This window comes from Phnomibacter sp., assembly GCF_036803085.1.
Taxonomy (GTDB): domain Bacteria; phylum Bacteroidota; class Bacteroidia; order Chitinophagales; family Chitinophagaceae; genus Phnomibacter.
The window spans coordinates 393,981-418,815 of sequence record NZ_DAIRUZ010000002.1; the positions used below are offsets into that span (position 1 = coordinate 393,981).

A 24,835-nucleotide genomic window follows, 5' to 3' on the forward strand; every position below is an offset into this window, starting at 1 on the left:
TATTACCTCTAATTACAATCGAATAACGTTTTACTATTTACGCTCTCCCCGCAGCTATTTGCTCCAGTGCATACAACAGCTTGTCGAGGTCTTGGGTGCGGGTGTACACATGTGGCGTTACCCTTACGCAATGAATGTTTTCCCAGTTAATGCCTACCGCATGAATCTTGAACTTGTTGAATAGTTTACTATCCAGTTCTTCAGGCTTCAGGCCATCAATACTTACACCGGCAATGGCGCAGGAGTAAGGCCCTTTTAATGAAGTGTGCAGTTTGACCTTGGGTATTTGTGCAGCTTTTTCGGCCCAATAGTTTTTGAGGTAACGAATGCGGTCTTCCTTCCGCTGACTGCCAATGGCTTCCTGAAAATTGATGGCTTCACCAATGGCCTGCTCTATGCAAAAGCTACGGGTACCCAGTGTTTCAAACTTGCGGATATCATCACTCTGCGGCTTATCGTTGCACAACAACGGCCATATTTTTCCAATCTTTTCTTTTTTTATCCAGAGCAAGCCGTTGCCAATGGGAGCACTCAAAAACTTGTGTAGTGATGTGCCATAATAATCGCCACTCAAATCGGGTATCTTGAAATTGAGCAAGCCAAAACTGTGTGCTCCGTCGATGATGACTTCGGCACCACGGCTGTGTGCCATGTCGGCTATTTTTTTCACCGGCAATATTTGCCCTACCCAGTTGACGATGTGGGTGATGTGCACCACTTTGGTTTTGGGCGTCATGGCTTCCGCAAATTTTTGAACGATGATTTCATCACTTTCAATGGGAAAGTCGAAAGAGATTTGCTTGTACACAATACCATCCCGCATTTGGCGCTGCCGCCAGGCTTGTATCATGTTCGGATAGTCCTGCAAGGTGCCAATGACTTCATCGCCTTTCTGCAATGGCAATCCAAAAATCACAGTGTTCAACGACTCCGTTGTATTGCGGTTGATGGCAATTTCTTCGGTGCTGCAACCTGCCAGTTGCGCCAGCTTGTAGCGTAGCGGTTCGCGGTTCATGTCTATTATCCGCCACATGTAGTAGCTCGGTGCCTGATTGGCCAAATCGTTGTAGCGATGCAGCGCTTCCTGCACCACTTTAGGTGCCGGGCTTACGCCACCATTATTCAAGTTAATGAGGTTTGGGTTGACGGTATATGCTTGCTGAAAAAAGGTCCAGAAGGCTTCATTGCGGGCATCCGACTCTGGGTTGTCGGCATCGAGCAATTTGTAGGCATCTTCCAAATGAGCGGCGTGCAATTCTTGCAGCAGTGTATTGGCGGTAAATGCCGAAGTGCCCAATACGGCCAGCTTCTGCATAAATGTACGTCGGTTAGACATATTATAAGGGGGGGGGATAGTTTATACTAAAAGTACAGGATTCATCATTTGCCCCCATAAAAAAACAGCCGACACCGTAGTGCCGACTGTTGTATAATTTGTTTGAATAACTGTGTACAACCGAAATGACAAAGCTGTTTACTGCAAACCTTTCTAACGAATTCGTTACAGCTTTTCATACAGAGCACGAAGCCTGCTGCGGGTCATTTGTGCTTCCCAATTTTTGCCGAGGGCATTTTCCCACAGTGGTTTCATACCCAGACTTACATCTATCATTTTATCAAACTGCTCGTCGGTGAGGTTGGCGCAAATGCCCTTGGGTATTTCGTAACCATCTTTAGCCACCATGCGTTTGAACTCTGCTACACCTGCAGGATAGAACTCTTCCAACTGATCGAACACAATGCAGTTGCCAATGCCGTGCTTGGTACCCAGCAAATAGCTGAGGCCATAGCTCACAGCATGGGCCACACCTACCTGACTGTAAGCAATGCTCATACCACCGGCGTAGCTGGCCATCATCAGTTTGTCGTCGCAGTCATCGGTCCACGCTGGTTCTTCCAAAAACACTTCGCGGCAAAGCTGCAACGCCTTTTCACCATAGCTTTTGCTAAACTCATTCAGGTAGGTGCCTTCCAAACTTTCGATGCAATGGATGTAACAATCCATGCCGGTATAAAAGCGTTGGTTTTTCGGGGCATCTTTCGTGAGTTCGGGGTCGAGCACTATTTGATCGAATGGGGTAAAATCGCTGTTCATGCCCAGCTTACGGGTGGGGCCCGTGAGCACGGTAGTACGGCTTACTTCGGCACCGGTACCACTCAGGGTAGGAATGCCCACTTTGTACACGCCGGGGTGCTTCACCAAATCCCAACCCTGATAATCGGCACTGCTGCCGGGGTTGCCCATCATCAGGCTTACGGCTTTGGCCAAATCCATGGTACTGCCGCCACCAATACCAATTACACCACTTACGGTGCCATAGGCTTCTTTGAGTTCGCTGGCTATGCGGTCTACCTGCGTGGTTTTGGGTTCGTACGTTACATCGGCATACAGCAACACATCGTTGCCCCGCAGCGGAATGCGGGTCTCCAACGGCTTGCCCTGAAAATAATGATCAAGTAAAAACACCATGGGGGCACCGGCTTTGCGGTGAGGTGCAATTATTTCATCCAACTGATTGAAGCTGCCACGGCCATACACCACGTAGCCCACCATTTTAAAGTTTCTGAATTGCATATTGCTCGGTTAAAGATTGGCGAAGATAGCCATTCTACAGAGCCAGCATTCACGAAGACGGGCAGCATGCCCACAACAAAACGGCACAAAAAAGCGGACCCTCGCAGGTCCGCTCTACTCACTCCTCACACTCTTACGCCACACACCCTATTAGGAAAAAGTTTAAGGGTCATACTTTTTTTGATGGCTTCGGAAAAAATATAAACAGGTCGCTACGGCAATACATACTTTTTACAAAGCATGCCTGCTGTTATGGCTTTTCAGCGGTAACTACACAGCCGCAGCGAACACTGTTTTTCTACACCCACCACTATCTTTTTATCTTTTACAGCAGATCATTTTTGTATATGCAAATATCGCCTGCTGCCAAGCGACTGCTCTGTGCTATATGTCACAATAGCCCGGCGTTAACGGAGTTTTGTCAGAATAAAATCTAAAAGAAAACAATGTCCTTAACATGAAATTTGCATCAATGCAAATCAGTTGTTAAGGCGGGCACGAATGCGGCTCAGGCTTTCGCGGCTGGTACCCAACCAAGATGCCAGTTGCGTAAGCGAAACCCGCTGCAGCAAGTGCGGATGATGAGTGCATACGTGCAAATACCGTTCTTCTGCGGTAAGCTTCTTCAACATTTCGCTGTGTGCTTCTTCGGCTATGTATAACTCTTGAAAAAAACGAAAAGCCGCCTGAGTAAATTCAATGTTTTGCTCAAACATCAACAGATAGTCTGGTCTCGCCACCTTCAGCAAATTGCAGGCAGAAAGTGTTATCAAGTTCCTGCTGGAAGGTTTTTGCAACCGCAGGCTTTTAAATTCGCTGACGAGTTCATCTTCAAAATAAAAATGCAGGTTGATTTCACGCCCCTGATTGTCGTGCATGAAACATCGGATGCTGCCTTTTAAAATAAAGTAGAGGTGCCTGCACACTTCTCCCTCCCGCAACAGGATTGTACTTTTTTTTACCTCCATCAATTCAAAATGCGCCAGAAACTGCTCCAGCGTTTCATTCGAAACAGGCTGTAGCTGGTTCATGGCTGCCTTGAACCGTTGCACAAAAGCGATGGGGAAACGATGCATCAGATACTTTGCAGATAAGGGAATAGTTGAGATGAATTGCTCTATAAAATTACAACAATCGGGCTGCTCTCTCTAGGTCTTCTGGTGTATCTATTTCTACCCCCATGTAATCTACCACCACCATTTTCAGCGGTATGCCATGCTCGAGGTAGCGGAGGCATTCTATTTTTTCGGCGGCCTCCAGTGGCGTCATGGCCCAGTTGGTAAAGTTGAGTAGCGCCTGCTTGCGAAAAGCATACACACCAATGTGCTCGTAATACACCGGCGTCAGGTTTTGGTCGCGGTGGTATGGTATGGGCGAACGGCTAAACAGTAGGCTGTTCATATGCAGGTCTACCGCCACTTTTACATAGTTGGGATCGGCAATGCTGGCTGCATGCGTCAGCACTTGCATCAGACTGGCCACTTGTACGTTTTGTCCGTCTTCGCCTGCAAATACGTCGAGTAGTTTTTTGAGTGGTGCGGCTTTTACAAATGGCTCATCACCCTGCACATTTACCACAATGTCTACCTCCATATCGGCCACAGCTTCGGCTATGCGGTCACTGCCACTCTCGTGTTGGCGGATGCTCATTTTGGCCTTGCCACCGTGCTGCACTATTTCGTTGTAAATGATGTCGCTGTCGGTTACCACCATCACTTCATCAAACAAGCCCGTGGCTACGGTATTGTCGTAGGTATGGCGTATAACGGATTTATTACCCAGCTGCTGCATGAGCTTGGCGGGAAAACGGGTGGCCGCATAGCGGGCCGGTATCATGGCAATGGTCTTCATAAATATGCGGTACGTTTATCGGTGCTTAGCGGTTTTTTGTTGCATGGTTACCGCTTGTGCTGGTGCTATATGCAGCTGAATGTTCAACACCCACTCGGCCGAGCTGTTTGCCGCCATCCATGCATTGATGCGGTGAATGAGGGCCATCACCTCTTCATACGATCCTTCTACAGAAGTACCAAACGGGCCCACTTCGTAGGCCAATCCTGAAGTGCGGATGAGGGCAATGGCTTCGTCGATGATGCCCATGGCTTTGTCAGCATCTTGTATGGGTACCAGTTGAATGGAGGCGTTGATGGGAAGTGTATGCATGCTGCGAAGTTAATGGCCACCGGTACGATAGGCGATTTGAATAGACAAGAACTTTTCCGTTCGCTGCTGACCCACGGCTTGTTTGCTGCGGTACACATAATGCATGCACAGTGTCCATCGGTTTTGCGCCAGCTTAAATCCGGTTTGCAGTTGCCACACCCAAGGTTCTATGGCTACTGTTTTCGGGCCTTTATCGCTGCGCAGCATGCCGCCTTGCAGGCTGGCATTGTAGCCTTGCCACTGCAGCGTAGGCTGCACGAAGTAATAAAACTCTTTGTGGTGCACAGGAGCATCTGCACCCTTACGGGAAACACGGCCGTTGAAATGAGCACTGTTTTGATACGCTTCCATCAGCCCGGCCCGCAGTAGCAACCCGGCCTGGGCATTTACAAAAGCATTGCCCAGATTGGCTTCGGTTACTGTAGCAATATCGTAACGTCTTTGCTGTTGTGCTTTTTGCCAAACGCTACGCACATACTGCACCGAACCCTGTACATGAAACTCATTTTTCACCTGATTGCTCCAACCTTGCACATCGTAAATGCCAATGGTGTTGTGGTACCACCGCTGCACCTGTTTGGCCCCCGAGGCCGGCCCCACTACACCCAGCGAACCGCTGAGCTGCAGGTAAGCATTGTGCTTATAAAACAATTGCCGGCTAAACCGGCCATAGAGGTAGCCCGCAAACGGCCGGTCTTGCGTAGCAATATTGAGGCTATCGAAGCGAACGGGATTGAAAATGTGCTGGCCCAACTCGTAGCTGTGTACCGCTTTAGCCAAGCGGTTACCACCAGGCTTTGCAGTAGCTGCGTGGCTGAAACGCAACATCAACCCGTTGGTATAATACCCATCCCGTAGTTGCAGTACATAGTTATCGTTGTCGGAGATGATGAGCGACTCATGCCGGAAATGATTGCGGATAATTCGGGGCGGCATACTGTCTTCCTCAACCAACGGCTGGGCAACGGCCGAAAGGCCCGACAGCAAAATGATACCACACACAGCCGTTAGCTGCCCGTACAATTTTCTCATGCGCCTGTTGATGATTTACTCCTCCAAATCGCCGCGTTGCAATTGTTGCAGCACAGCCTGCACCTCATTGCCCTGATAGCCTTTTTGCAGCAGAAACAATTTGGTTTTGGCCCAGCGTTGGGCGGGTGTGCCGGTGCGGATGGCGGCCCATTTGGCCCGGGCTAGTTTGTGCAAGGCCTGTGTGTAGTCATCCTCGCCTATCTCTTCCATGGCTTTGCGTATGCAATAATCGCTGATTTGCTTTTGCTTCAGCGCATACACTATTTTTTGTTTACCCCATTTCTTCAGCCGAAAGTGGCCGCCGGCAAACTGGCGGGCAAACCGCTCTTCGTTCAGGTAGTTTTCTTCAATCAGCCGGCTGATGATGGTATCGGCTTCTTCGGCCGTAAGACTGGCAGCCCGCATTTTTTGGTACACCTCCTGCTGGCACCGCTCCTGATAGGCGCAGAAGTGCTTCATTTTTTCCCAGGCCTGGTTGGGCGTCCATCTGTTGTTGGGCTGCTGCATGTGTCGTGCAATTTATCAACAGGAGCCCAATGGGGCTGGAAAACCCCAAAAAAATTGCTTTAGGTTTGTTCGCATCAGGTGCCTAACCTGCATCTTTGCGAAAGTGGCTGACGCTCTGCTGTCCGCTTCGCATTACTCACTGACTAAGAAAAAATGCCGATATGAAGTTTATTGTTTCCTCCTCCGTATTACTGAAGCAACTGCAACAAATCAATGGTGTGATTCAGGCCAACAACGTGCTGCCCATTCTGGAAGACTTTTTGTTTGAAATAGACAAAAACACGCTGACAGTAACGGCTACCGACCTGGAAACCGTGATGCGGGTGAAGCTGGATGTGGAAGCCAAAGACAGCGGCAAAGTTTGTGTGCCCGCCAAAATTTTGATGGACTCACTCAAAAACCTGCCCGATCAGCCGCTTACTTTCAACATCGATAAAAACTACGGCATTGAACTCACCAGCGACAGCGGTAAGTACAAGGTAATGGGCGAAAACCCCGACAACTTCCCCAAGGAGCCATCGGCCGATGATACCAACAGTTTTACTATGACCAGCACAGCATTGGTAACGGCCATCAACAAAACCTTGTTTGCCGTAAGTACCGACGACCTGCGCCCTGCCATGACCGGTGTATTTTTTGAACTGAGCAAAGACGGCCTGCAAACCGTAGCCACCGATGCTCACCGCCTGGTAAAATACAAGCGTACCGATGTGAGCTGCCCCAAAGCCGATTCGTTTATTGTGCCTAAAAAGCCTTTGAACCTGTTGAAGAGTGCCTTGCCCGACAACGAAGACGAAATCACCATTAACTATAATGCCAACCACCTGTTTGTGGTGCATGGCACTACGCAAATGAGCTGTCGTTTGATTGATGCCCGTTTCCCCGATTACAAAGTGGTGATACCTGCCGACAACCCGTATAAAATGACGGTGAGCAAAGCTGATTTTCAGCAGGCACTCCGCCGGGTAAGCATCTTTAGTAACAAGAGCACCAATCAGGTGGCACTTACCATCAATGGCAGCCAACTGCAGCTGGCCGCACAAGACATCGACTTTAGTTTTGAGGGTAACGAACGCATGCCTTGCCAGTACAACGGCCAGGATTTGCAAATTGCTTTCAACGCCAAGTTTTTGATTGAAATGCTGAACGCCGCCGATACACAGGAAGTGGTGATGGAACTGAGCACTCCTACCAAGGCGGGCATTATTAAACCCACCGAAATGGGCGATGGCGAAGAACTGCTGATGCTGGTAATGCCGCTGATGCTGAACAGCTAAGTCACTCTATAAATTATTCTTAAAGGCACCGACACTTCTATCGGTGCCTTTTATTTTTACCCCATGGGCATGCAATGGCAACAGCGTAAAAAATGGGCAACACCACTGTTGTGGCTGATGCTGCTGTTGCTGACAAACGCCTGGCTGAATGCCGACACCTGGCATGCTTCAAATAATCATGCACAAGCCTACGATGACATTGATTCATTTGCAGAATGGCTATGCGAAACAGTAGCCGACGACGACCAACTGCTTCCGGAAAATACCCAAGACGATCAGGATGAACAATCCCATCAGCTACATAAATACAATTGGGTGAAAGATTTGATGATGCCCATGCAGGGAGCCATTTTGTTGGAGGCACGTCGGTCATCATCGTTGATGCTGGTTTACCATGCGCCTTTGTCAAAAGGTTTTTTACAACAGCATTATACTCCGCCAAATCTGCAGCAAGCGTAACCTTTTGTAAGCCGGTGAAATTCCGGCATTGCTCCACATTTCTATTTTATCTCATTGCCACTGTGCAGCATTGCTGAGTGGTACGTTTCTATTTACATACATGAAAAACATTTTTATAGTACTGCTGCTCGTTTGCAGCGGTACAGCTGTTAGTCAGCAGGCCGACAGCATCCATGTGACAACAGACAGCCTGTACATTGCCAGTATTGAAAAACAAAAAGGCCGTGCAAAAATTATGCATGCCGAACCTTTATACATTGATTTGATACGTGACTTAGGAGCCCGCAAAGGCGAACGGGAATGGAACTTTGGTACCGGCATTGTAGACAACAATACCTACGATGTGTACCAGGCGCTGATTGAATATGAATGGGCCCCATTGAACAGGTTAGGTGTAGAAGTAGAACTGCCTTTCACTTTTACGCCTTCATCCAGTTGGCAAAAACAGGTAAACAAACTCAACAGCCTTAAACTGGCAGCGCAATACACGGCATTGGTACACGAGCCTTCAAAAACATCTGTTGCGGTTGGCTACCTGCACGAATTTGAATTGCCCGCATTTCATTCGTATGGCAAAACAGCCCTATTGGCTGGGCATACACTCAGTCCGTTTTTTATTGCAGCCAAAAGATTTGGCAGCAACTGGCATGGACTATTGTACACGGGCCCCATTTGGCAATACCATGCCAGTAGCAAACACTGGCACCTGAGTGGGCAATACAATCTAAGCAGCCATTACATGCTGCCCGGTACCCGCAATTTTATTGGCGTGGAAGTGAATGCTTCTTCTACAAAGCAAGACCTTGATGTAACCATACGGCCACAAATGCGCCTGAGCATTTCCGACAATTTATTGATTGGAATTGTAGCAGGCATTCCGGTAAAAAGAGAGAACCAACGGCTGAGTTCTTTTGCCCGCATTATATACGAACCCGGCCACAAGCACCGACAGTAATTGCACAAGCCATTTACGTGGGAAGTGATTTCCTTATCTTCCCACGTAAATATTTTGCTTGCTATGAATGCCGTCCTCGAATTTTTCAACGGGCTGGAAAACCGGCCGCTGTTGCGGCTGTTGCTGGTTGCCATTCCGGTGTTGCTGCTGTGGCTGCTCGAAAACGGATACCCGTTGATACAGCTGCATTACAAACGCTCCAAGGGCAGGCATGCCGTAGTCAATTTTACTTTTACACTAACGCATTTTGTGGTGCATGGGGCACTGGCATTTGGCATTGTGTTCATAGCCGACTGGTGCCAGCGGCAGCAGTTTGGTGTGGTGCATTGGTTGGGCCTGCCCGTGTGGGGCATTGTGGTAGCCGGTGTACTGAGCATGGATTTTTTTGGTGGCTGGCTGGTGCATTGGGTAGAGCATCAGGTGCCGTTTTTCTGGCGCATGCACATTGTGCACCATGCCGACAATAATGTAGATGTGACCAGCGGTTTGCGCCATCATCCTTTTGAAGCCTTAAACCGTTGGATGTTTTTTGCGGCAGGTATTTTCATCATGGGGTTGCCCATTTATGCGGTGATGCTGGCACAAACATTCATGAGCATGTTCACCATGTTTACCCATGCCAATATTCGCCTGCCGGAGCGGCTCGATAAAGCCATCAGCTGGATATTCATCAGCCCCAATATGCACAAAGTGCACCACCACTGGAAGCAGCCCTTTACCGACAGCAACTATGGTACAGCACTCAGCATTTGGGACAGGCTGCTGGGCACTTTCAGCTACCTGCCGCCTGCACAAATCCGTTATGGGTTAGACAGGTATTACAGCAATACCGAAGATGAAAACATTGGCACCCTCATGCAAAGCCCGTTTCACAATGCGGCCGAAGTAGGCGAACCTGCCAACCGCTGATTATTTTTTCTGTAAGAGTTTGGGCCGCAGGTATTGATCCAACAGTGCCAAGGCAGCTACTGCAAAAAGTACGGTTGCAATGGTGCCGAATTGTCCGCCCAACCATTGGCCCCAATTGGTGCTCGTTATGTTTTGTACGGGCAGTTGCAAACTGCTTTCACCACCCTTCCAATTGACAGACGAAAAAGCAGCAGCCAATACGAGAGCCAGCATGGTTACAAACACGCCTGCTACGGTATAGATGATCTTTTTATTGAGGTATTTTTTGGCAGTGGTTTCAATGCTCAACAGGGCGATTTGCTCCATTACATTTTTGGTAAACCGCATAGAAGGTTGCATCAGCTCCGCCTCTTGCTGCAGGCTGCTATGCAAGGCCAACAGCTCGGCATGCAGGCCCCCCCAGCTTTCGTGGTGCTGTACCAGTTGCTGCAGCTGCTGCGCTTCGGCAGCATTGCATTGGCCATCTATCCATTGCCAGAGGCGTTCTTCCATTTCAGCGTGGTTGTTCATGGCATTCATTTTTTAGTGTCGCCAATCCTGCACTTCTTGTGCATAGTTTTTTTCGAGTAATGTCTTTAACCGATGCCGGGCACGGTGCAGTTTTACTTTCACCGTGTTGGGGTCAATCTGCATAATGCGGCCAATTTCTTCCAGCGATTGCTCGGCCTGATAAAACAAGGTGAGCACCTGTGCATCATCGGCACTCAGCTGCTGTATGGCCTGCGTTAGTGTGGCTTGTTTCGATTTTGTTTCTACCACATTGGCCCGCATGCCGCCATCAATATTATCCGCACTGGCATACACCTTTTCATTGTCTAGTGATTGCACCACCAATGTTCGCTTGCGCAAAAAGGTAAGACAAACAGAATGCACAATCGTGTACAGCCAGGTGCTGAACTTAGCTTCGCCGCGGTAGTTGCCCAGGTTTTGGTAGGCTTTTACAAACGCCGACTGCGCCAGTTCTTCGGCATCTTCCCGCTGCGGCACCATGCGATGGGTCACCGTAAATACCAACTGCTGATACCGCTCCACCAGCACAGCAAACAACTGTTGCTGGCCTTGCAGAATGCGTTCTATCAATTCCTGATCGGTAAGGGGATGGCCCATATGCAAGGATAAGACTACGGAAATTGTGCGGAGGTTACAAGGGAAACACGAATAAGTAACACTGATGAATCGAATGGCCACGAATGGGACGAATGAGCACGAATAACACGAATTGAATATCATGTAACACTAATGGAGCGAAGGGGCACGAATAAAACCAATTGCTGCAGAAAGCTGAAAGCAAAAACCTCCGTGCTCTCCGTACCCTCTCCCGCCTGCTGCGGGACAAGTTGTGCGAACCAAAACCTCCGCGGTCAAAAAAATCTTCCGGCCCCTGTAACCTCTGTTTATCGGTCGTAGTCATATTCGGCAAACACACCCACCACACCTCATTTATCAAACCTTATAAATTGAATTACTATGAACGGTCCTGAAATACTTGTACCCATCACCATGTTTGCCGGCAGTTTTGCCATGGTATTTGGCGTGGTGTACCTGCGTACCCGCCAAAACCTGGCCATGATAGAAAAAGGCATGAACCCCAAAACGGATAAGCAGCGTCCTGCGCCATACCAAAACCTCAGGTGGGGATTGCTGCTCATTGGTGCGGGCATTGGCTTGGCACTGGCCTACATTGTGTGCAGCCATGTGCTGCATGAAGAAGAAAATCCGGCCTTGTATTTTGCCTTCATCGGCATAGGTGGCGGCCTGGGTTTGGTTGGTAGCTACAAAGCCGAAAAAGCCTGGCTCGACAAAGAAGAAGCCAAAGAGCAGCAACAGGGAAACGCTTAGTCTGTTGCTTCCTTTTGATACAAACACAAAGCGCAGCGATTTATCATCGCTGCGTTTTTTTATGCATGTAGCAAGCTCAATTTTGCTCCCTCGCTTTTTTCCATTGATACAAATAGTCGGTGCCTGCTATGGCAAAAATGATGACCATCACTATTCTCATAAAGTAATCCATCTTGCTGATAGAATCATCAAGCACAAACCAAACCAACACGGCAATTACATACAACCACATACCAATGCCCAGCCATAAGCGTCGCTGTATTTTATTGTCCTTGTTCATTGTGTTTGCTTCATTATTTGGACAATCTATTCATCATTCCCGATTCATCATTCCCAATTCATCATTTCCAATTCATCATTTATCATTCCTCATTCATCATTCCCTACACCCCAATCTCTTCAATCTTAAATTTCAGGATGCCTGTCGGTGCCTGCACTTCGGCCACTTCGCCAACGGTTTTACCAATCAGACCCTTACCAATGGGTGAAGTCGCCGAAATTTTACCCGCTTTCAGGTCGGCTTCCTTTTCGCCCACAATGGTGTATTCCACAGTTTTTTTGGTAGCCAGGTTGGTTATTTTCACCTTGGTGAGTATGCTCACCTTGCTGGTGTCAATGGTATTGGTATCTACAATGCGGCTGTTGGCAATAGCCGATTCCAGCGATTTGATTTTAGCTTCCAGCATACCCTGCGCCTCTTTGGCCGCGTCGTATTCAGCATTCTCTTTCAGGTCGCCTTTTTCACGGGCTTCCGCAATGGCACGGCTGGCTGCCGGCCGGTCTACTGCCCGCATGTGCTGCAGTTCTGCCTGCATTTTTTCAAAGGTTTCCTGCGTTACATAGTTCACAGCACTCATATCGTTCCTCCTTGCTTTTTACTGATGTTTCAGTTTGGTTTGGACAGAAAAAAATAACAACGCCTTCACCACGTAGTGAAAGCGTTGCTATTGGTTCAAAAGTAGGAAAATTGCTGAACGGGCAAAATTTCGGCCATAGCTTTTCTGTTCTTTTAAGAAATGATTGGGGGGCGGTCGGCTACAGTGCCAGTGGCAGCAGCAGTCCGGTCCCTTTCGGGCTCGCTACCGCTCGGCCCCGGCAATATTTTGCCGGGGCTTCGGCCTGCGGCCTCACCCTCCAGGCACCGCCGCCCTTCGGCTGTAGTGCATTTCCGACCATTACCTTGTATATTCAATCCACATATTTACCCCATGGCCAAGCCCAACAAAACCAGCCTCAACAGCGCCGACCCCATGGCTTTTTTGGAAGCTGCTGCCACAGCAGCACAGCTGCCCGATTGCCTGCAAATAGCCCAATTGTTACAAGAAGCTACCGGCCATCCACCCCGCATGTGGGGCGATGCCATTGTAGGCTTTGGGCAATACCATTACAAATACGAGAGTGGCCGCGAAGCCGATTTTATGCTGGTGGGTTTTGCGCCTCGTAAGAGTGGTATTTCTTTATACATCTATGCCCATACTCCAGCCAATGAGGCATTGCTGCGCCAACTGGGCAAGTACAAAATGGGGCGGAGTTGCATTACCATTCAGCAGTTGCAACACATCAATACAGCGGTGATGCAACAGATAGCCCAACAAACCATGGCCCATTTGCAAGCCAAGTGGCCCAACCCCGGCACATAAACCAATCTCGTACCTTCATGCCCTTCTATTGATTGCTGCCTTTCAATACGCCATGCATGAAGTTTAAGCCGGATAGTTTTGTTGTTGCCATACTCATCGTCATTTTGCTGGCGTGGTTTTTTCCGCAGTGGGGTTTGCCACAAAGCGGCATTCCCCTCGACCGCATTGGTAGCATCGGCGTTTCGTTCATCTTCTTTTTTTACGGCCTCCGCCTCAGCCCCGATAAGCTCAGAGCCGGTCTCAAAAACTGGCACCTGCATGTATTGGTGCAGTTGTCTACGTTTCTGATGTTTCCCTTACTTGTTTTGGTACTGTATCCATTCATGCAATCAAGCAGCCACGCCAGTATTTGGTTGGCGTTGTTGTTTTTAGCCGCCTTGCCATCTACCGTTTCATCTTCGGTGGTAATGGTGTCAGTTGCCAAAGGCAATTTGCCCGCAGCCATTTTCAATGCCAGTATTTCAGGGCTCATTGGCATCGCCATCACGCCCTTGTGGATGGGCCTGTTCATGCAGCAGCAAACGGGCCACTACGATCTCAGCAGCATTTACAGCAAACTGCTGTTGGAGATTTTACTGCCCGTAGTACTCGGTATTTTGTTGCAACGCTTTGGTGGCCAACTGGCCATCCGCTATCACCGGCAGCTCAGCCTGTTCGACAAATCTGTCATTCTGCTCATCATTTACAAAAGCTTTGCCGAATCGTTTGCCGGTGATTTGTATGCGCAGGTGGCGTGGCTCGATTTCGCATTGATAGCTGTGGTAGTGCTGGCATTGTTTTATGTGGTGTATGCATTGATTGGTATTATCAGCAAGCGATTACATTTCAGCATCGAAGACCAGATAACGGCACAGTTTTGCGGCACCAAAAAATCGCTGGTGCATGGCACCGTGTTTTCCAAAATATTGTTTGCGCAGGCAGGTACTACCGGCCTCATGCTGCTGCCGCTCATGTTGTTTCATGCCTTTCAAATACTGGTGATAAGTGTGTATGCTTCCCGGTTGGCCAAGCGGGAGGCGAATACCAATTAGCATAACTTCAAAACCGTTGCAATTCATTGCCTACCACTATGTCGAAAGAAGCGTTGATACAAAGCAAAAATCAAGCAGTATGATTTATTGCCAGCACCGCAATAGCTGTACACGCAAACGTTTTCGCTTTCATTCATCAGACATCACTGCTGTGACAAATGCCACAATATTGTCAAAAAACTGACCATGCTCAGTCGTAAATGGCAATCCTTAACATTTTAAGGTTTTCATGTTTAGCCATGTTGATGCAACTTGCGCCCCCAATTAGCAAGCAATGATCTATCCTGAGTTGAATGAATCTTTGTGGCGCAGTGCAGCAAGCTATCCTGAATACAGGGACATGTTACAGACATTAATGGCAGACAATAAAACCACCGGCACCAATCAGGAGGACTGGCTGGTAGAGTATGCCCGGTTGAACATTGCCCGCATGAACCGTCTCGACAAAACCTTTGCCGTACCACAAAAAAATTGGCATCAAATTCAGAAGATGCCCAATGATTTGTGGTTCCTCACCATTAGCGAAGGTTGGTGTGGCGATGCCGCTCAAATCATACCGGTGATAGAAAAAATGGTGGCCGCAAAAGCCAGCTGGGATCACAAAATTATTTTGCGTGATGAGCATTTGCCGGTAATGGATCGCTTTCTTACCAACGGCACCAGCCGATCTATTCCTGTTACCATTATGCTAAAGGCAGATACCCTGGATGTACTCGGGTGGTGGGGGCCCAGACCGGCCGGTGCACAAGCGGTGATAGATGAACTGAAAGCAGAAAATGCCGATTTCGAAATAGTGAAAGAAAAATTGCACGGCTGGTATGCCAAAGACAAAGGGCAAAGTACCGCAGCTGAATTTATGCAAACCTTACAAGAGGCAATTACTACACTCGAAAATCACATGGCAGCCTAAGCAAACAGCTTCTGCCACACCACTTCTGCCATTTTCAAATAGGCTTCATGCGAATAGCCTGCAATGTGAGGCGTAACCATCACGTTGGGCATGGCACACAATGCATCAAGCACCTGCATTTCTTCGGGTGTGTAGGAGTGTAGTTTTTCATTCTCCAGCACATCGAGAGCTGCGCCGGCTACCAGCCCATGTTGTAGCGCATATTGCAAGGCTGAAAGCTGCAATACTTTACCCCTACTGGTATTGATGATCCATGGTTGCTGTTGCAGCCCTGCAAAAAAATCGTCATTAGCCATGTACCGGGTTTCATCGTTGAGCGGCACATGAAAACTAATCACATCTGCATAGCGTTGCACTTGCTCCAGCGATGCTTCTTTTACATAGTCGTTGGCAAAACCAAAGCGGTTGGCATCATACGCTAAAACTGTTACACCAAAGGGTTGCAGCAGTTTGGCAAATTGTGAGCCCGTGTTGCCATAACCAATGATACCTACAGTTTTCCCCGTCAGTTCTGTACCACGGTTTTCATCCCGTAGCCAAATGCGTTGTTTTACTTCTGCAAAGCTGGTATGCAGTTTATTGAGCAGGCTCAGCAGCATGCCCAACGCATGTTCTGCTACTGCATTGCGGTTGCCTTCGGGGCTGCTCACCACTTTTATGCCCTTGCTTTCGGCATAGGCTACATCTATCAGTTCGAGCCCCGAACCAAGGCGGCCAATCCATTTGAGATTGCTTGCCTGATTGATAATAGCAGCATCAATATTCAACCGGGTGGTTACAATCAATCCTTCAAAATCTGCCACGCAAGTCAACAGCTCTTCATACGTAATTGTCGGTCGAAAATCTACCTGAAATTGCGTATCAAGTTTATCGATAAGCCATGGATGACACTTAGCCGTTATGAGTACACGTGGAAGCATGTTATTCATTCATTTGAAATGTAAGCGCAGCAAATTGTTCGATACTGAGTTGTTCGGCCCGTTGGTGGAAAAGGGGATCTTGCAATACTTCTGCACTAAACAAAGAACGTACCGCATTGCGCAATTGTTTTCTGCGTTGGTTAAATGCGGCTTTTACCAACATGCGAAAGTGTTTTTCACTACGCATGTGTACGGGTGTTTGTACGGGTGTCATGCGTATCACACCACTCATTACTTTGGGTGGTGGCGCAAAGCAATCCGGTGGCACATCAAACAAATATTCTACGTTATAATACGCTTGAGTGAGCACACTGGTTACGCCATATACTTTGCTACCGGGGCCTGCTGCCAACCGTTGCGCCACTTCTTTTTGAAACATACCAATCACCGAAGTGACCTGCGTTTTCCAGTCGAGCACTTTGAAAACAATTTCGGTAGAAATATTGTACGGAAAATTGCCGATCACAGTAAAAGGCCCTTCGAATGGAACACCTGTATCTAACACACTTTCGTGAATGATTTTGCCTTCGAGTGCCGGATAGGTATGTAAGAGATAAGCTACTTTTTCATCATCAATTTCAATCAGTTTGAGCGATACACCCGGCAGCTCCATGAGGTACTTGGTGATGGCACCAGCACCGGGGCCCACTTCTACCAGCTGTTGCACAGGTTGCTGCTGCAGTGCAGCTACAATTTTGCGGCACATGTTTTCGTCGTGCAGAAAGTGCTGCCCCAGCGATTTTTTATGGGTGTATTGCATGAAGTGAATTTGTACAATAATTGTTGAGCCGTGATTTGTCTTAATCTGCAAAAGTCGTTAATCTACAGAAATCTGTCTGTTTACTTTCGTTATCAATAGCAGCTACATCCTTCTTGTTTTTTGCTGATGGGATTTCGTTCCATCTGTACACCTGTGGCTACAACCAAGCACTAACTGTACTTCTGGCTTCCCCGGCCTAAAAAAGGCCGGGGCTATGAACAACACATGTTGCATTTAAATTTCTCTTATTCATCACCAGTAAGTATTACATGTGTCATTTGCGCATACCTCATTTTCCACCTCCCTATTCCTTATTCATCATTCCACATTCATCATTCCTTATTTCTTGTTTCTTACTCCCTACTCATCATTCCGCATTCATCATTCATCCCCCATCATTGCCTTATCTTTGACCATATGACCGACATTCAAAAACCCATCATTGGATTCAGCTGTGGCGACCTCAATGGCATTGGTCTTGAGATTATACTGAAATCGTTGGCTGACAATCGTTTGCTGGAAATGTGCACCCCCGTGATATTTGCCAGCAACAAAACAGTGAACTTTTACCGTAAGTCATTACCCGACAATAATTTTCAGTATCAGAGTATCCGCGAATTCAGCAAGCTCAATCCCAAAATGCTGAACATTTTTAACTGTTGGGAAGAGGAAGTGCTCATAACGCCCGGCCAGCTCAATGAAACCGGCGGCATGTACGGCAGACTGAGTTTGGTGGCGGCTACTGATGCATTGAAAGCCGGTCACATACATGCCTTAGTAACGGCCCCCATTCACAAAAACAATATTCAAAGCGACGACTTTCAGCACACCGGCCATACGCCATTTTTGAAAGAAGCATTTGGCGTACCCGAAGTGGTAATGCTGATGGTGGCCGACAACATGAAAGTGGCCCTGCTAAGCGAACACGTGCCACTGAAAGATGCAGCACAGCAAGTAACCCGCGAAAACATTTTCAAAAAGTTGCAAGTATTAGTGCCTGTGTTGCAAAAAGACTTTGGCATTGATAAACCAAAGATTGCAGTACTTGGCCTAAACCCGCATGCAGGCGATGATGGTTTGGTGGGTAAAGAGGAAGAAGAAATCATCAAGCCTGCTATCAAAGATGCCAAGCAAAAAGGCATGATGGTATTTGGCCCCTATCCTGCCGATGGTTTTTTTGCCCGTGGCCATTATGAACACTTTGATGCAATACTGGCCATGTACCACGATCAGGGATTGATTCCTTTCAAGAGTTTAGCCTTAGGCGAAGGTGTAAACTATACAGCCGGCTTACCGGCAGTACGCACCAGCCCCGACCATGGCACTGCGTTCGATATTGCAGGCAAGGGCGAAGCGGATCATTCCAGTTTTTTGGCAGCTATTTTTAAAGCCATTGATATACTAGTGAGCCGCGGTCAGTTTGCCGACTTACGCAGCAATCCCATGCGCCGTATGAGCCAACGCATGGTGGCCAATGCTGTGGATGAAAGAATTGAAGAGGAATGAGACTCTTTGCTGTTGAAATACAAAAGCCCGCTACAAAAATGTAGCGGGCTTTTATTTATGCCGTGTAATAAGGGCTAATCATTATGTACACCACCGGCCCTGTAATGGCTACATACAACCACAAGGGCCAGGTAATTTTCGCCAGCTTTTTATGCGCCGGAAACTCTGCCGTAAGGCCACGGTAAGCCGTGAATAAAATGAACGGCAAAATGATAGCAGCCAGAAAAATATGCGTCAGTAAAATAATGAGGTACACATAGCGCATACTACCCACAGCAGCTAATTCCGCAGCATCTACAGTGCCATCCAAATTGGCATCGCCATAACGGGTATCGCCGGCCAGCAAGTGGTGTGCAATGTAGCTTACTAAAAAGAGTACGCTCAACACAAGAGCACCCATCATCAGTTTTTTATGCAGCGCATATTTGCCTTGCTTCACTACTACCAATGCTGCTACCAACAGCAATGCAATCACACTATTGATGAATGCATTGATGGTTGCAAATATGTGCACATCAAACCCGAGGTCTACGTCCAGCTTAATGCGGGTGAGCAACACAACGGCTGCAAATACTACAAATGAAAACACCACAATGAGCAGGCGGGCTTGTTTGTCATTTTTTTTAATTGTAGCGGATAACATGGGCAATGAGGAATAATGAATTTGGAATGATGAATGATGTGTATTGACTGATGCATTGAGATCAGAACTGTTCTTTCTTACGGATTCTGTTGAGGAAGAACATCACAATGAATAAGATGAGCGGAATGGTGGCCAACACAGGAATTAACGGTATGTACTGGCGGAAAATGGATGGCTTACGACGGTCTTTTTCCAAATAGAGTTTGCCAATATCGCCTGCAAGGCGGCCTATTTCTGCACTATCTAATCCATTGTAAAAACCACGCACTATTCTGTTACGGTCGAGCAGCATTACTTTTTCGGAATGAATAAAATTGGAGTCGACACCTTCGCCGTCTTGTGTAGCCAGTTTAAAATCATTCAGCAGCAAATTATAAATAGTTTGCTTGTCGCCGGTCATAAGGCTCCAGCTATCACTGTTTACAAAAAAGCGGTCGGCCCATTTTTTCAAAGCTGCTACGCTGTCTCTTTCCGGGTCGATGCTGAGCGATAAAAAGTACACCACAGAAGTATCACCAAACTTTTTACGCTTGGGGTTTTCAAACGATTTCTGCAGTTTTTTAATGTTGCGGGTAAGGCCGGGGCAAATGTTGGGGCATCGGGTAAAAAAAGTATTTACCACTACAATCTTGCCTTCCAGTTCGTGCAGCGATTGTGGTTTGCCCAAATGATTGGTAAACGTAAAATCGGGGATGGTATGCCATGCTGTATCGTACGTTGTTTTGCCGTCTTTGATGTTTGTTACTACTGAATCGGCAAAATATTTTGGCGGCATTTGCACGGCATCTTCGCCCAATAATTTTACAATGAAGTAACTGCCAATGGGTACAAACAATGCTACCAGTAAGCCTCGCCACGCTGTTTTATTCATGGGTGCAAATGTAATGAGGAAGACAGATGAATGCGGGCTACAGCCATGCTGATAACTGTTAAAGCAAACCGCCACCGTAATTGAATACAGTGGCGGTGCACAATATGTTCGGCGCTGGTGCCGGATTATTTTTTATCGCCAGGCGCTACCGCTTTTTCTACTTGCTCAGTAGCAGGCTTTGAACCAGCAGCAGTGTTTTTTAATTCTCTCCAGCTGCTTCCGTCAATAAGGAATGCGGCAATAAACCATACAAACAACAACAACGGCACAATGATGGTCATGATGAAGTTGCGGATTTCATCGCCCAGGTGCATGAAGTAAGAAGTAATGTAGAAAGCCTTGGCCAAAGACAGGATGGTAACCAAACCTTTAATCATGAGCACTGCCATGTGGCTGCCATGGCCCAGTTTGAAAATAGCCAGACCGCACAACAATTCAATGATGGTGACAACAGAAAGAATGATGGTTACTTTCCGTACCGTTTTTTTAAACGTGCCATCGTCGTGGTGCTGTACAAAAGAAATTTCTGATGAAGCCGGAGATGAATGACTCATATACTTAATAAGTTGAAAATGCGAATGAAGTGTTGAACAAACAAGTTAGATCAGATAGAAGCACAAGAATACAAATACCCATACCAGATCTACAAAGTGCCAGTACAAACCAGCTTTCTCAATCATTTCATAATGGCCACGCTGGTCGAAATGACCGAGACGTGTTTTGATGTACATAATGATATTGATAACCACACCACTCAGTACGTGGAAACCGTGGAAGCCGGTAATGCCAAAGAAGAAACCGCCGAATGCTACAGGTCCGGGAGTTGTTACCTGGTGGCCGTTGTGCATCATACCGGGTACTACTTCGCCCCAGGGGTTCACTTTTACAGTGGTAGCCATTTCTACAATTTCGCCATTTACCAGCACGGGGTTGTCGCCGGTCAGCAAGTGTGTCCATTCCCAAGCCTGGCAGCCCAAGAAGGCCAAGCCACCAAGTATAGTCCACAGCATGTATTTTTCTACGCCCTTGCGGTTCATGTTGTGTCCTTCATGCACAGCCAGTACCATTGTTACCGAACTTACAATCAGGATAAACGTCATGATACTTACGAACACCAGCGGCGCACCACCATGAATGAAAGGAGCAGAATCGAACACGTGGTTGGGGTCGGGCCAGTAGTTAGCACTAAACCTTGTGGTGCCATAAGCGATCAAGAAAGCACCGAAGGTGAATGCGTCACTCATGAGGAAGTACCACATCATCATTTTGCCATAGCTCAGGTTAAATGGGCTTTTACCACCACTCCACCATTTAGTACCGGCAGGAATTGCTGCTGAAGACATAGAAAGATTGATTGATTCAGTTTTTTGAGAACCTCGCAAAAATAAGTGCCTGAGGGTGAAAAGTCACAGAATGGTCAAAAGAAATTTGAGGCATCCTTTTTATCTCAAACACCCGTGGCAGCAAGCCTTTTTATCTGCCTATCAACTCACGAATTGTAAAAAAACGAAGAGGTAAATCCACAACAAATCTACAAAGTGCCAGTACTGGGCGGCTACTTCGGCCGGTACGGCACTGTAATTACGAGTTTTGCTAAAGAGGGCATTGCGGAGCATCCACACCAGGGCTACTATTCCACCTGCTACGTGCAGCATGTGCATGCCAGCTATAACTGCCAAAAAAGAACCCGACACGTTGCTGCCTTGTCCAATCAGCCTGATACCTCTTTCGTTGAGTTGTATAAAACCAGTCCACTGCATGGCCAGAAATGCGATACCCAAAATGGCGGTTACCAACAATAATTGGCGGTAGGCCTGCATGTTTCTGCTGCGAATGTTTTTTACCGCCAGTTGCATGGTTACGCTGCTGAGCAAAATAACCACTGTGCCGTATGCAAAAATGGATGGCAAGTCAAAACCCTGCCAGTTGGCCTGATTTCTTTTTACAATATAAGCACTCGTAAAACCGGCAAACATCATGAGCATGCTACCCATAGCCACCCACAGTGTAAACTTGTAAGGATGAATTTTCTTCTTCTCAGCTGTCATCACACTCATTTTCTTTTACAATTTATCAGACAGTAAACTTAATAATACAATCGGAAGGTAAATGTAACTACTAAACATCACCCTTCTGGCGGCGGCTACATCCATGTCTTTGTATAAGCGGATGCATTGTATCACCATGGCCACGTTGGCGGCTAACACTATCCACATGCTAAAAACACCCGACATGCCAATTATGTTGGGCAAAAAACCCAAGGGCACCATGAGCAAAGCATAGCCAATGGCTTGAATGGCAGTATTTCTGGTGGGTTCGTTTTGATTGGGTAACAACTTAAAGCCGGCCAAATCATAATCGCGGTGAGCTACCCAGGCAATGGCCCAAAAATGCGGAAACTGCCAAATGAACTGAATGGCAAAAAGTACCCAGCCGCCAGCAGTAAATCCATCGGCACCGGCTACCCAACCAATAAGGCAGGGAAAGGCCCCGGGGAAGGCGCCCACCAACACACTGATGGCACTTACTTTTTTGAGTGGTGTGTATACAAACCCATAAATAAACAAGCTCAACAAGGAAAGCAACGCGGCTTCGGTATTAAAAAAATACCACATCAGCCACACACCCACTCCACCAGACAAGGCTGCAAAAAACCAGGCTTCTTGTTTGCTCATCCGGCCAGCCGCAATGGGTCTGTTACCCGTACGTTTCATCAGCGCATCCGAGTCTTTTTCGTAAATCTGATTGATAGTATTGGCACTACCGGTGACTAATAATCCGGCAATGGTGAGGAGCATCACCATTTTAAAATTGAAATCAATATTGGGTGCCAGCAAGTAACTGATCACACTGGAAAAGACCACCGTAATATTCAGGGTGAACTTAATCAGCTGCAGGTAGTCTTTTACTTTGGTAGTGATAGCCATGTTGTAATTGAGCCGCAAATGTATTGGCAAAAAAACAGCCCCGCTTGATACGGGGCTGTTTTTTCAATTATTTCTCAATCATTCATTAATGATGTGTTGATTCATCTTTACCAACGGGCTCGGTTTGAGGAATGAAATCCACTCCATCTTTACCGTAGTCGTACGCCCAACGGTGTACTTCAGGAATTTCACCAGGCCAGTTGCCGTGTCCGGCATTGATAGGTGTAGTCCACTCCAGGGTATTCGATTCCCAAGGGTTTTGAACCAACATTTTACGGCCTTTGAAAATGCTGTAGAAAAAGTTGAATACAAATACCAACTGCAACAAGAAGCTAATAATAGCAGCAATGGTAATCAACTCATTAAGTTCGCCGAACTGCTTGAATGATTGCCACTGGCTGTAATCGTAGTAACGGCGAGGCATACCAGCCAAACCTTCGTAGTGCATTGGCCAGAAGATAACGTAGGCGCAAATTAACGTGCCCCAGAAATGAATGTACCCTAAGGTGTTATTCATAAAGCGGCCAAACATTTTAGGGAACCAGTGGTACACACCGGCAAACATGCCAAAGAAGCTGGCCACACCCATTACAATGTGAAAGTGGGCAATTACGAAGTATGTATCGTGCAAGTGGATGTCCAAAGCAGAGTTGCCCAGGAAAATACCTGTAAGACCGCCACTAATGAACAGGCTTACAAAGCCCAGTGCAAACAGCATAGCAGGAGTAAACCTGATATTACCACGCCAGATAGTCGTCAGCCAGTTGAACACCTTGATAGCAGAAGGAACGGCAATCAACAAGGTTAACAGCACGAAGAAAGCACCGAGGAATGGATTCAGACCGGTAACAAACATGTGGTGAGCCCATACCAAGAAAGCCAGAATAGCAATAGCAAACATAGAACCGACCATGGCCATATAACCAAAGATGGGTTTACGTGCATTGGTACTCATAATTTCTGAGGCCATACCCATGGCTGGCAACAGAATGATGTATACTTCGGGGTGACCGAGGAACCAGAACAAGTGCTGATACAAAATGGCAGAACCGCCTTCGTTAGGCAATGCCGTTTGTGTAGACTGCACATAAATTTCGCTCAGGTAGAAGCTGGTGCCGAGGTTACGGTCGAACAACAGGAGAATGAAACCACTGAACAATACAGGGAAGCTCAATACACCCAATACGGCTGTAAAGAAGAAAGCCCAGATAGTCAAAGGCAAACGAGTCATGCTCATACCCTTTGTACGCATGTTCAAAATAGTGGCAATGTAGTTAAGACTACCCAGCAACGAAGACACCACAAAAAGGGCCATTGCTGTAATCCAGAGGTCAACACCCAACTTAGAACCTGGGCTCATATCTCCAACAGCACTCAATGGTGGGTAAGCTGTCCAACCGCCGCTGAATGGTCCTGTTTGGATGAAGAGAGATGAAATCATCACTATACTAGCACCAAAAAAGAACCAGTAGCTAAGCATGTTCAGCATTGGGCTGGCCATGTCACGGGCACCTATTTGCAAAGGAATGAGCAGGTTTGAAAAAGTACCACTCAAACCGGCAGTCAACACAAAGAATACGAGAACCGTACCGTGCATGGTAACCAGTGCGTAGTAAAACTCTTGCTTAATGCGTCCACCTTCTGCCCAACGGCCAAGAATGTCTTCCAGCCATGGGAAAGTAGATTCTGGATAACCAAGTTGCAAACGGAAGAAAACAGAAAACAATCCTCCGATGATGGCCCAAACAATACCGGTAATCAGGAATTGTTTGGAAATGGTTTTGTGATCCATGCTGAAGATATACTTCGACACAAATCCCTGCTCATGATGATCATGATGGGCAGTTTCGTGAGCTCCGTGGGCTACAGTCGGATTCAACACTAATTCGCTCATAATTCGATGCTTCTGTT

General features: G+C 47.3%; 29 protein-coding genes. 9 read left to right on the top strand and 20 right to left on the bottom strand.

Features of this window, described 5'->3' with window-relative positions; all coding sequences use genetic code 11:
- Positions 1 to 37: 37 nt before the first annotated feature.
- From V7Q13_RS05495 to V7Q13_RS05525, 7 genes are all read right to left on the bottom strand, one after another.
- The gene (locus V7Q13_RS05495; protein ID WP_333799675.1) at positions 38 to 1,336 is read right to left on the bottom strand and encodes an aminotransferase class V-fold PLP-dependent enzyme; all 1,299 of its coding nucleotides are present in this window, start codon (positions 1,334 to 1,336) and stop codon (positions 38 to 40) included.
- 165 nt (positions 1,337 to 1,501) lie between these two features.
- Complete coding sequence (locus V7Q13_RS05500; protein ID WP_333799676.1) at positions 1,502 to 2,575, bottom strand: iron-containing alcohol dehydrogenase family protein; 1,074 nt, start codon at positions 2,573 to 2,575, stop codon at positions 1,502 to 1,504.
- Between the two features lie 479 nt (positions 2,576 to 3,054).
- Positions 3,055 to 3,606, bottom strand: coding sequence for a Crp/Fnr family transcriptional regulator (locus V7Q13_RS05505; RefSeq protein WP_333799677.1), 552 nt, complete (start codon positions 3,604 to 3,606; stop codon positions 3,055 to 3,057).
- A 94-nt stretch (positions 3,607 to 3,700) separates the two neighbouring features.
- Positions 3,701 to 4,426 (bottom strand): 3-deoxy-manno-octulosonate cytidylyltransferase, encoded by a 726-nt coding sequence (gene kdsB, locus V7Q13_RS05510; RefSeq protein WP_333799678.1) that lies wholly within the window; start codon positions 4,424 to 4,426, stop codon positions 3,701 to 3,703.
- A gap of 15 nt (positions 4,427 to 4,441) precedes the next feature.
- A complete protein-coding gene (locus V7Q13_RS05515) occupies positions 4,442 to 4,738 on the bottom strand; it encodes a thiamine-binding protein (protein ID WP_333799679.1) in 297 nt (98 codons plus the stop codon).
- 9 nt (positions 4,739 to 4,747) lie between these two features.
- Positions 4,748 to 5,770 (bottom strand): lipid A deacylase LpxR family protein, encoded by a 1,023-nt coding sequence (locus V7Q13_RS05520; protein ID WP_333799680.1) that lies wholly within the window; start codon positions 5,768 to 5,770, stop codon positions 4,748 to 4,750.
- Between the two features lie 15 nt (positions 5,771 to 5,785).
- Positions 5,786 to 6,277, bottom strand: a complete 492-nt coding sequence (locus tag V7Q13_RS05525; protein WP_333799681.1) for a regulatory protein RecX — start codon at positions 6,275 to 6,277, stop codon at positions 5,786 to 5,788.
- A 161-nt stretch (positions 6,278 to 6,438) separates the two neighbouring features.
- Between V7Q13_RS05525 and dnaN the strand changes: the two genes are divergently transcribed.
- The 4 genes from dnaN to V7Q13_RS05545 all read left to right on the top strand — a co-directional run bounded on the left by dnaN (position 6,439) and on the right by V7Q13_RS05545 (position 9,877).
- The gene (dnaN, locus tag V7Q13_RS05530; protein ID WP_333799682.1) at positions 6,439 to 7,554 is read left to right on the top strand and encodes a DNA polymerase III subunit beta; all 1,116 of its coding nucleotides are present in this window, start codon (positions 6,439 to 6,441) and stop codon (positions 7,552 to 7,554) included.
- 63 nt (positions 7,555 to 7,617) lie between these two features.
- A complete protein-coding gene (locus V7Q13_RS05535; protein WP_333799683.1) occupies positions 7,618 to 8,013 on the top strand; it encodes a hypothetical protein in 396 nt (131 codons plus the stop codon).
- A 100-nt stretch (positions 8,014 to 8,113) separates the two neighbouring features.
- Positions 8,114 to 8,968 carry an HAEPLYID family protein gene (locus V7Q13_RS05540; RefSeq protein WP_333799684.1) on the top strand — a complete coding sequence of 285 codons (855 nt, stop codon included), beginning with the start codon at positions 8,114 to 8,116 and terminating at the stop codon, positions 8,966 to 8,968.
- Between the two features lie 63 nt (positions 8,969 to 9,031).
- Positions 9,032 to 9,877 (top strand): sterol desaturase family protein, encoded by an 846-nt coding sequence (locus V7Q13_RS05545; protein WP_333799685.1) that lies wholly within the window; start codon positions 9,032 to 9,034, stop codon positions 9,875 to 9,877.
- Here the strand turns inward: V7Q13_RS05545 and V7Q13_RS05550 are convergent, their stop codons facing one another.
- Entirely contained in the window at positions 9,878 to 10,387 is a 510-nt protein-coding gene (locus V7Q13_RS05550; protein WP_333799686.1) for a hypothetical protein, read from the bottom strand.
- A gap of 12 nt (positions 10,388 to 10,399) precedes the next feature.
- Positions 10,400 to 10,984 carry an RNA polymerase sigma factor gene (locus V7Q13_RS05555; RefSeq protein WP_333799687.1) on the bottom strand — a complete coding sequence of 195 codons (585 nt, stop codon included), beginning with the start codon at positions 10,982 to 10,984 and terminating at the stop codon, positions 10,400 to 10,402.
- Between the two features lie 360 nt (positions 10,985 to 11,344).
- Here V7Q13_RS05555 and V7Q13_RS05560 point away from each other — a divergent pair, with 360 nt between their 5' ends.
- Complete coding sequence (locus V7Q13_RS05560) at positions 11,345 to 11,716, top strand: DUF6249 domain-containing protein (RefSeq protein WP_333799688.1); 372 nt, start codon at positions 11,345 to 11,347, stop codon at positions 11,714 to 11,716.
- 76 nt (positions 11,717 to 11,792) lie between these two features.
- Here V7Q13_RS05560 and V7Q13_RS05565 read toward each other — a convergent pair whose 3' ends face one another.
- On the bottom strand, positions 11,793 to 11,996 hold the full coding sequence (locus V7Q13_RS05565; protein ID WP_333799689.1) for a hypothetical protein: 204 nt from the start codon (positions 11,994 to 11,996) through the stop codon (positions 11,793 to 11,795).
- Positions 11,997 to 12,099: 103 nt separating this feature from the next.
- The gene (gene greA / locus V7Q13_RS05570; protein WP_333799690.1) at positions 12,100 to 12,573 is read right to left on the bottom strand and encodes a transcription elongation factor GreA; all 474 of its coding nucleotides are present in this window, start codon (positions 12,571 to 12,573) and stop codon (positions 12,100 to 12,102) included.
- Between the two features lie 351 nt (positions 12,574 to 12,924).
- Between greA and V7Q13_RS05575 the strand changes: the two genes are divergently transcribed.
- From V7Q13_RS05575 to V7Q13_RS05585, 3 genes are all read left to right on the top strand, one after another.
- Complete coding sequence (locus tag V7Q13_RS05575) at positions 12,925 to 13,356, top strand: DUF1801 domain-containing protein (RefSeq protein ID WP_333799691.1); 432 nt, start codon at positions 12,925 to 12,927, stop codon at positions 13,354 to 13,356.
- 56 nt (positions 13,357 to 13,412) lie between these two features.
- The gene (locus V7Q13_RS05580; protein ID WP_333799692.1) at positions 13,413 to 14,387 is read left to right on the top strand and encodes a bile acid:sodium symporter family protein; all 975 of its coding nucleotides are present in this window, start codon (positions 13,413 to 13,415) and stop codon (positions 14,385 to 14,387) included.
- Between the two features lie 340 nt (positions 14,388 to 14,727).
- On the top strand, positions 14,728 to 15,297 hold the full coding sequence (locus tag V7Q13_RS05585; protein WP_333799693.1) for a thioredoxin family protein: 570 nt from the start codon (positions 14,728 to 14,730) through the stop codon (positions 15,295 to 15,297).
- On the opposite strand, the gene V7Q13_RS05590 is transcribed toward V7Q13_RS05585, so the two are convergent.
- Both V7Q13_RS05590 and rsmA read right to left on the bottom strand, forming a co-directional pair.
- On the bottom strand, positions 15,294 to 16,226 hold the full coding sequence (locus V7Q13_RS05590; protein WP_333799694.1) for an NAD(P)-dependent oxidoreductase: 933 nt from the start codon (positions 16,224 to 16,226) through the stop codon (positions 15,294 to 15,296). The genes V7Q13_RS05585 and V7Q13_RS05590 overlap by 4 nt on opposite strands.
- Entirely contained in the window at positions 16,219 to 16,977 is a 759-nt protein-coding gene (gene rsmA, locus V7Q13_RS05595) for a 16S rRNA (adenine(1518)-N(6)/adenine(1519)-N(6))-dimethyltransferase RsmA (RefSeq protein WP_333799695.1), read from the bottom strand. The genes V7Q13_RS05590 and rsmA overlap by 8 nt, the downstream gene beginning before the upstream one ends.
- 417 nt (positions 16,978 to 17,394) lie before the next feature.
- Between rsmA and pdxA the strand changes: the two genes are divergently transcribed.
- Entirely contained in the window at positions 17,395 to 18,483 is a 1,089-nt protein-coding gene (gene pdxA, locus V7Q13_RS05600) for a 4-hydroxythreonine-4-phosphate dehydrogenase PdxA (RefSeq protein WP_333799696.1), read from the top strand.
- 55 nt (positions 18,484 to 18,538) lie between these two features.
- Here the strand turns inward: pdxA and V7Q13_RS05605 are convergent, their stop codons facing one another.
- The 7 genes from V7Q13_RS05605 to V7Q13_RS05635 form a co-directional block, all read right to left on the bottom strand.
- Positions 18,539 to 19,126: a DUF420 domain-containing protein gene (locus tag V7Q13_RS05605; RefSeq protein WP_333799697.1), complete on the bottom strand. Its 588-nt coding sequence runs from the start codon at positions 19,124 to 19,126 to the stop codon at positions 18,539 to 18,541.
- 61 nt (positions 19,127 to 19,187) lie between these two features.
- Positions 19,188 to 19,997 carry an SCO family protein gene (locus V7Q13_RS05610; RefSeq protein ID WP_333799698.1) on the bottom strand — a complete coding sequence of 270 codons (810 nt, stop codon included), beginning with the start codon at positions 19,995 to 19,997 and terminating at the stop codon, positions 19,188 to 19,190.
- A 125-nt stretch (positions 19,998 to 20,122) separates the two neighbouring features.
- Positions 20,123 to 20,551 (bottom strand): cytochrome C oxidase subunit IV family protein, encoded by a 429-nt coding sequence (locus tag V7Q13_RS05615; protein WP_333799699.1) that lies wholly within the window; start codon positions 20,549 to 20,551, stop codon positions 20,123 to 20,125.
- Between the two features lie 45 nt (positions 20,552 to 20,596).
- Positions 20,597 to 21,340, bottom strand: coding sequence for a cytochrome c oxidase subunit 3 (locus V7Q13_RS05620; RefSeq protein ID WP_333799700.1), 744 nt, complete (start codon positions 21,338 to 21,340; stop codon positions 20,597 to 20,599).
- A gap of 141 nt (positions 21,341 to 21,481) precedes the next feature.
- Positions 21,482 to 22,054 carry a cytochrome c oxidase subunit 3 gene (locus V7Q13_RS05625; RefSeq protein WP_333799701.1) on the bottom strand — a complete coding sequence of 191 codons (573 nt, stop codon included), beginning with the start codon at positions 22,052 to 22,054 and terminating at the stop codon, positions 21,482 to 21,484.
- Between the two features lie 6 nt (positions 22,055 to 22,060).
- Complete coding sequence (gene cyoE, locus V7Q13_RS05630; protein WP_333799702.1) at positions 22,061 to 22,924, bottom strand: heme o synthase; 864 nt, start codon at positions 22,922 to 22,924, stop codon at positions 22,061 to 22,063.
- Positions 22,925 to 23,009: 85 nt separating this feature from the next.
- Positions 23,010 to 24,818 (bottom strand): cytochrome c oxidase subunit I, encoded by a 1,809-nt coding sequence (locus tag V7Q13_RS05635; RefSeq protein ID WP_333799703.1) that lies wholly within the window; start codon positions 24,816 to 24,818, stop codon positions 23,010 to 23,012.
- Positions 24,819 to 24,835: the final 17 nt, after the last annotated feature.

Coding starts and splice junctions, on each gene's coding strand:
- V7Q13_RS05495 (WP_333799675.1), bottom strand. CDS start 1,336: ATGTCTAACCGACGTACATTTATGCAGAAGCTGGCCGTATTGGGCACT.
- V7Q13_RS05500 (WP_333799676.1), bottom strand. CDS start 2,575: ATGCAATTCAGAAACTTTAAAATGGTGGGCTACGTGGTGTATGGCCGT.
- V7Q13_RS05505 (WP_333799677.1), bottom strand. CDS start 3,606: ATGAACCAGCTACAGCCTGTTTCGAATGAAACGCTGGAGCAGTTTCTG.
- kdsB (WP_333799678.1), bottom strand. CDS start 4,426: ATGAAGACCATTGCCATGATACCGGCCCGCTATGCGGCCACCCGTTTT.
- V7Q13_RS05515 (WP_333799679.1), bottom strand. CDS start 4,738: ATGCATACACTTCCCATCAACGCCTCCATTCAACTGGTACCCATACAA.
- V7Q13_RS05520 (WP_333799680.1), bottom strand. CDS start 5,770: ATGAGAAAATTGTACGGGCAGCTAACGGCTGTGTGTGGTATCATTTTG.
- V7Q13_RS05525 (WP_333799681.1), bottom strand. CDS start 6,277: ATGCAGCAGCCCAACAACAGATGGACGCCCAACCAGGCCTGGGAAAAA.
- dnaN (WP_333799682.1), top strand. CDS start 6,439: ATGAAGTTTATTGTTTCCTCCTCCGTATTACTGAAGCAACTGCAACAA.
- V7Q13_RS05535 (WP_333799683.1), top strand. CDS start 7,618: ATGGGCATGCAATGGCAACAGCGTAAAAAATGGGCAACACCACTGTTG.
- V7Q13_RS05540 (WP_333799684.1), top strand. CDS start 8,114: ATGAAAAACATTTTTATAGTACTGCTGCTCGTTTGCAGCGGTACAGCT.
- V7Q13_RS05545 (WP_333799685.1), top strand. CDS start 9,032: ATGAATGCCGTCCTCGAATTTTTCAACGGGCTGGAAAACCGGCCGCTG.
- V7Q13_RS05550 (WP_333799686.1), bottom strand. CDS start 10,387: ATGAACAACCACGCTGAAATGGAAGAACGCCTCTGGCAATGGATAGAT.
- V7Q13_RS05555 (WP_333799687.1), bottom strand. CDS start 10,984: ATGGGCCATCCCCTTACCGATCAGGAATTGATAGAACGCATTCTGCAA.
- V7Q13_RS05560 (WP_333799688.1), top strand. CDS start 11,345: ATGAACGGTCCTGAAATACTTGTACCCATCACCATGTTTGCCGGCAGT.
- V7Q13_RS05565 (WP_333799689.1), bottom strand. CDS start 11,996: ATGAACAAGGACAATAAAATACAGCGACGCTTATGGCTGGGCATTGGT.
- greA (WP_333799690.1), bottom strand. CDS start 12,573: ATGAGTGCTGTGAACTATGTAACGCAGGAAACCTTTGAAAAAATGCAG.
- V7Q13_RS05575 (WP_333799691.1), top strand. CDS start 12,925: ATGGCCAAGCCCAACAAAACCAGCCTCAACAGCGCCGACCCCATGGCT.
- V7Q13_RS05580 (WP_333799692.1), top strand. CDS start 13,413: ATGAAGTTTAAGCCGGATAGTTTTGTTGTTGCCATACTCATCGTCATT.
- V7Q13_RS05585 (WP_333799693.1), top strand. CDS start 14,728: ATGTTACAGACATTAATGGCAGACAATAAAACCACCGGCACCAATCAG.
- V7Q13_RS05590 (WP_333799694.1), bottom strand. CDS start 16,226: ATGAATAACATGCTTCCACGTGTACTCATAACGGCTAAGTGTCATCCA.
- rsmA (WP_333799695.1), bottom strand. CDS start 16,977: ATGCAATACACCCATAAAAAATCGCTGGGGCAGCACTTTCTGCACGAC.
- pdxA (WP_333799696.1), top strand. CDS start 17,395: ATGACCGACATTCAAAAACCCATCATTGGATTCAGCTGTGGCGACCTC.
- V7Q13_RS05605 (WP_333799697.1), bottom strand. CDS start 19,126: ATGTTATCCGCTACAATTAAAAAAAATGACAAACAAGCCCGCCTGCTC.
- V7Q13_RS05610 (WP_333799698.1), bottom strand. CDS start 19,997: ATGAATAAAACAGCGTGGCGAGGCTTACTGGTAGCATTGTTTGTACCC.
- V7Q13_RS05615 (WP_333799699.1), bottom strand. CDS start 20,551: ATGAGTCATTCATCTCCGGCTTCATCAGAAATTTCTTTTGTACAGCAC.
- V7Q13_RS05620 (WP_333799700.1), bottom strand. CDS start 21,340: ATGTCTTCAGCAGCAATTCCTGCCGGTACTAAATGGTGGAGTGGTGGT.
- V7Q13_RS05625 (WP_333799701.1), bottom strand. CDS start 22,054: ATGAGTGTGATGACAGCTGAGAAGAAGAAAATTCATCCTTACAAGTTT.
- cyoE (WP_333799702.1), bottom strand. CDS start 22,924: ATGGCTATCACTACCAAAGTAAAAGACTACCTGCAGCTGATTAAGTTC.
- V7Q13_RS05635 (WP_333799703.1), bottom strand. CDS start 24,818: ATGAGCGAATTAGTGTTGAATCCGACTGTAGCCCACGGAGCTCACGAA.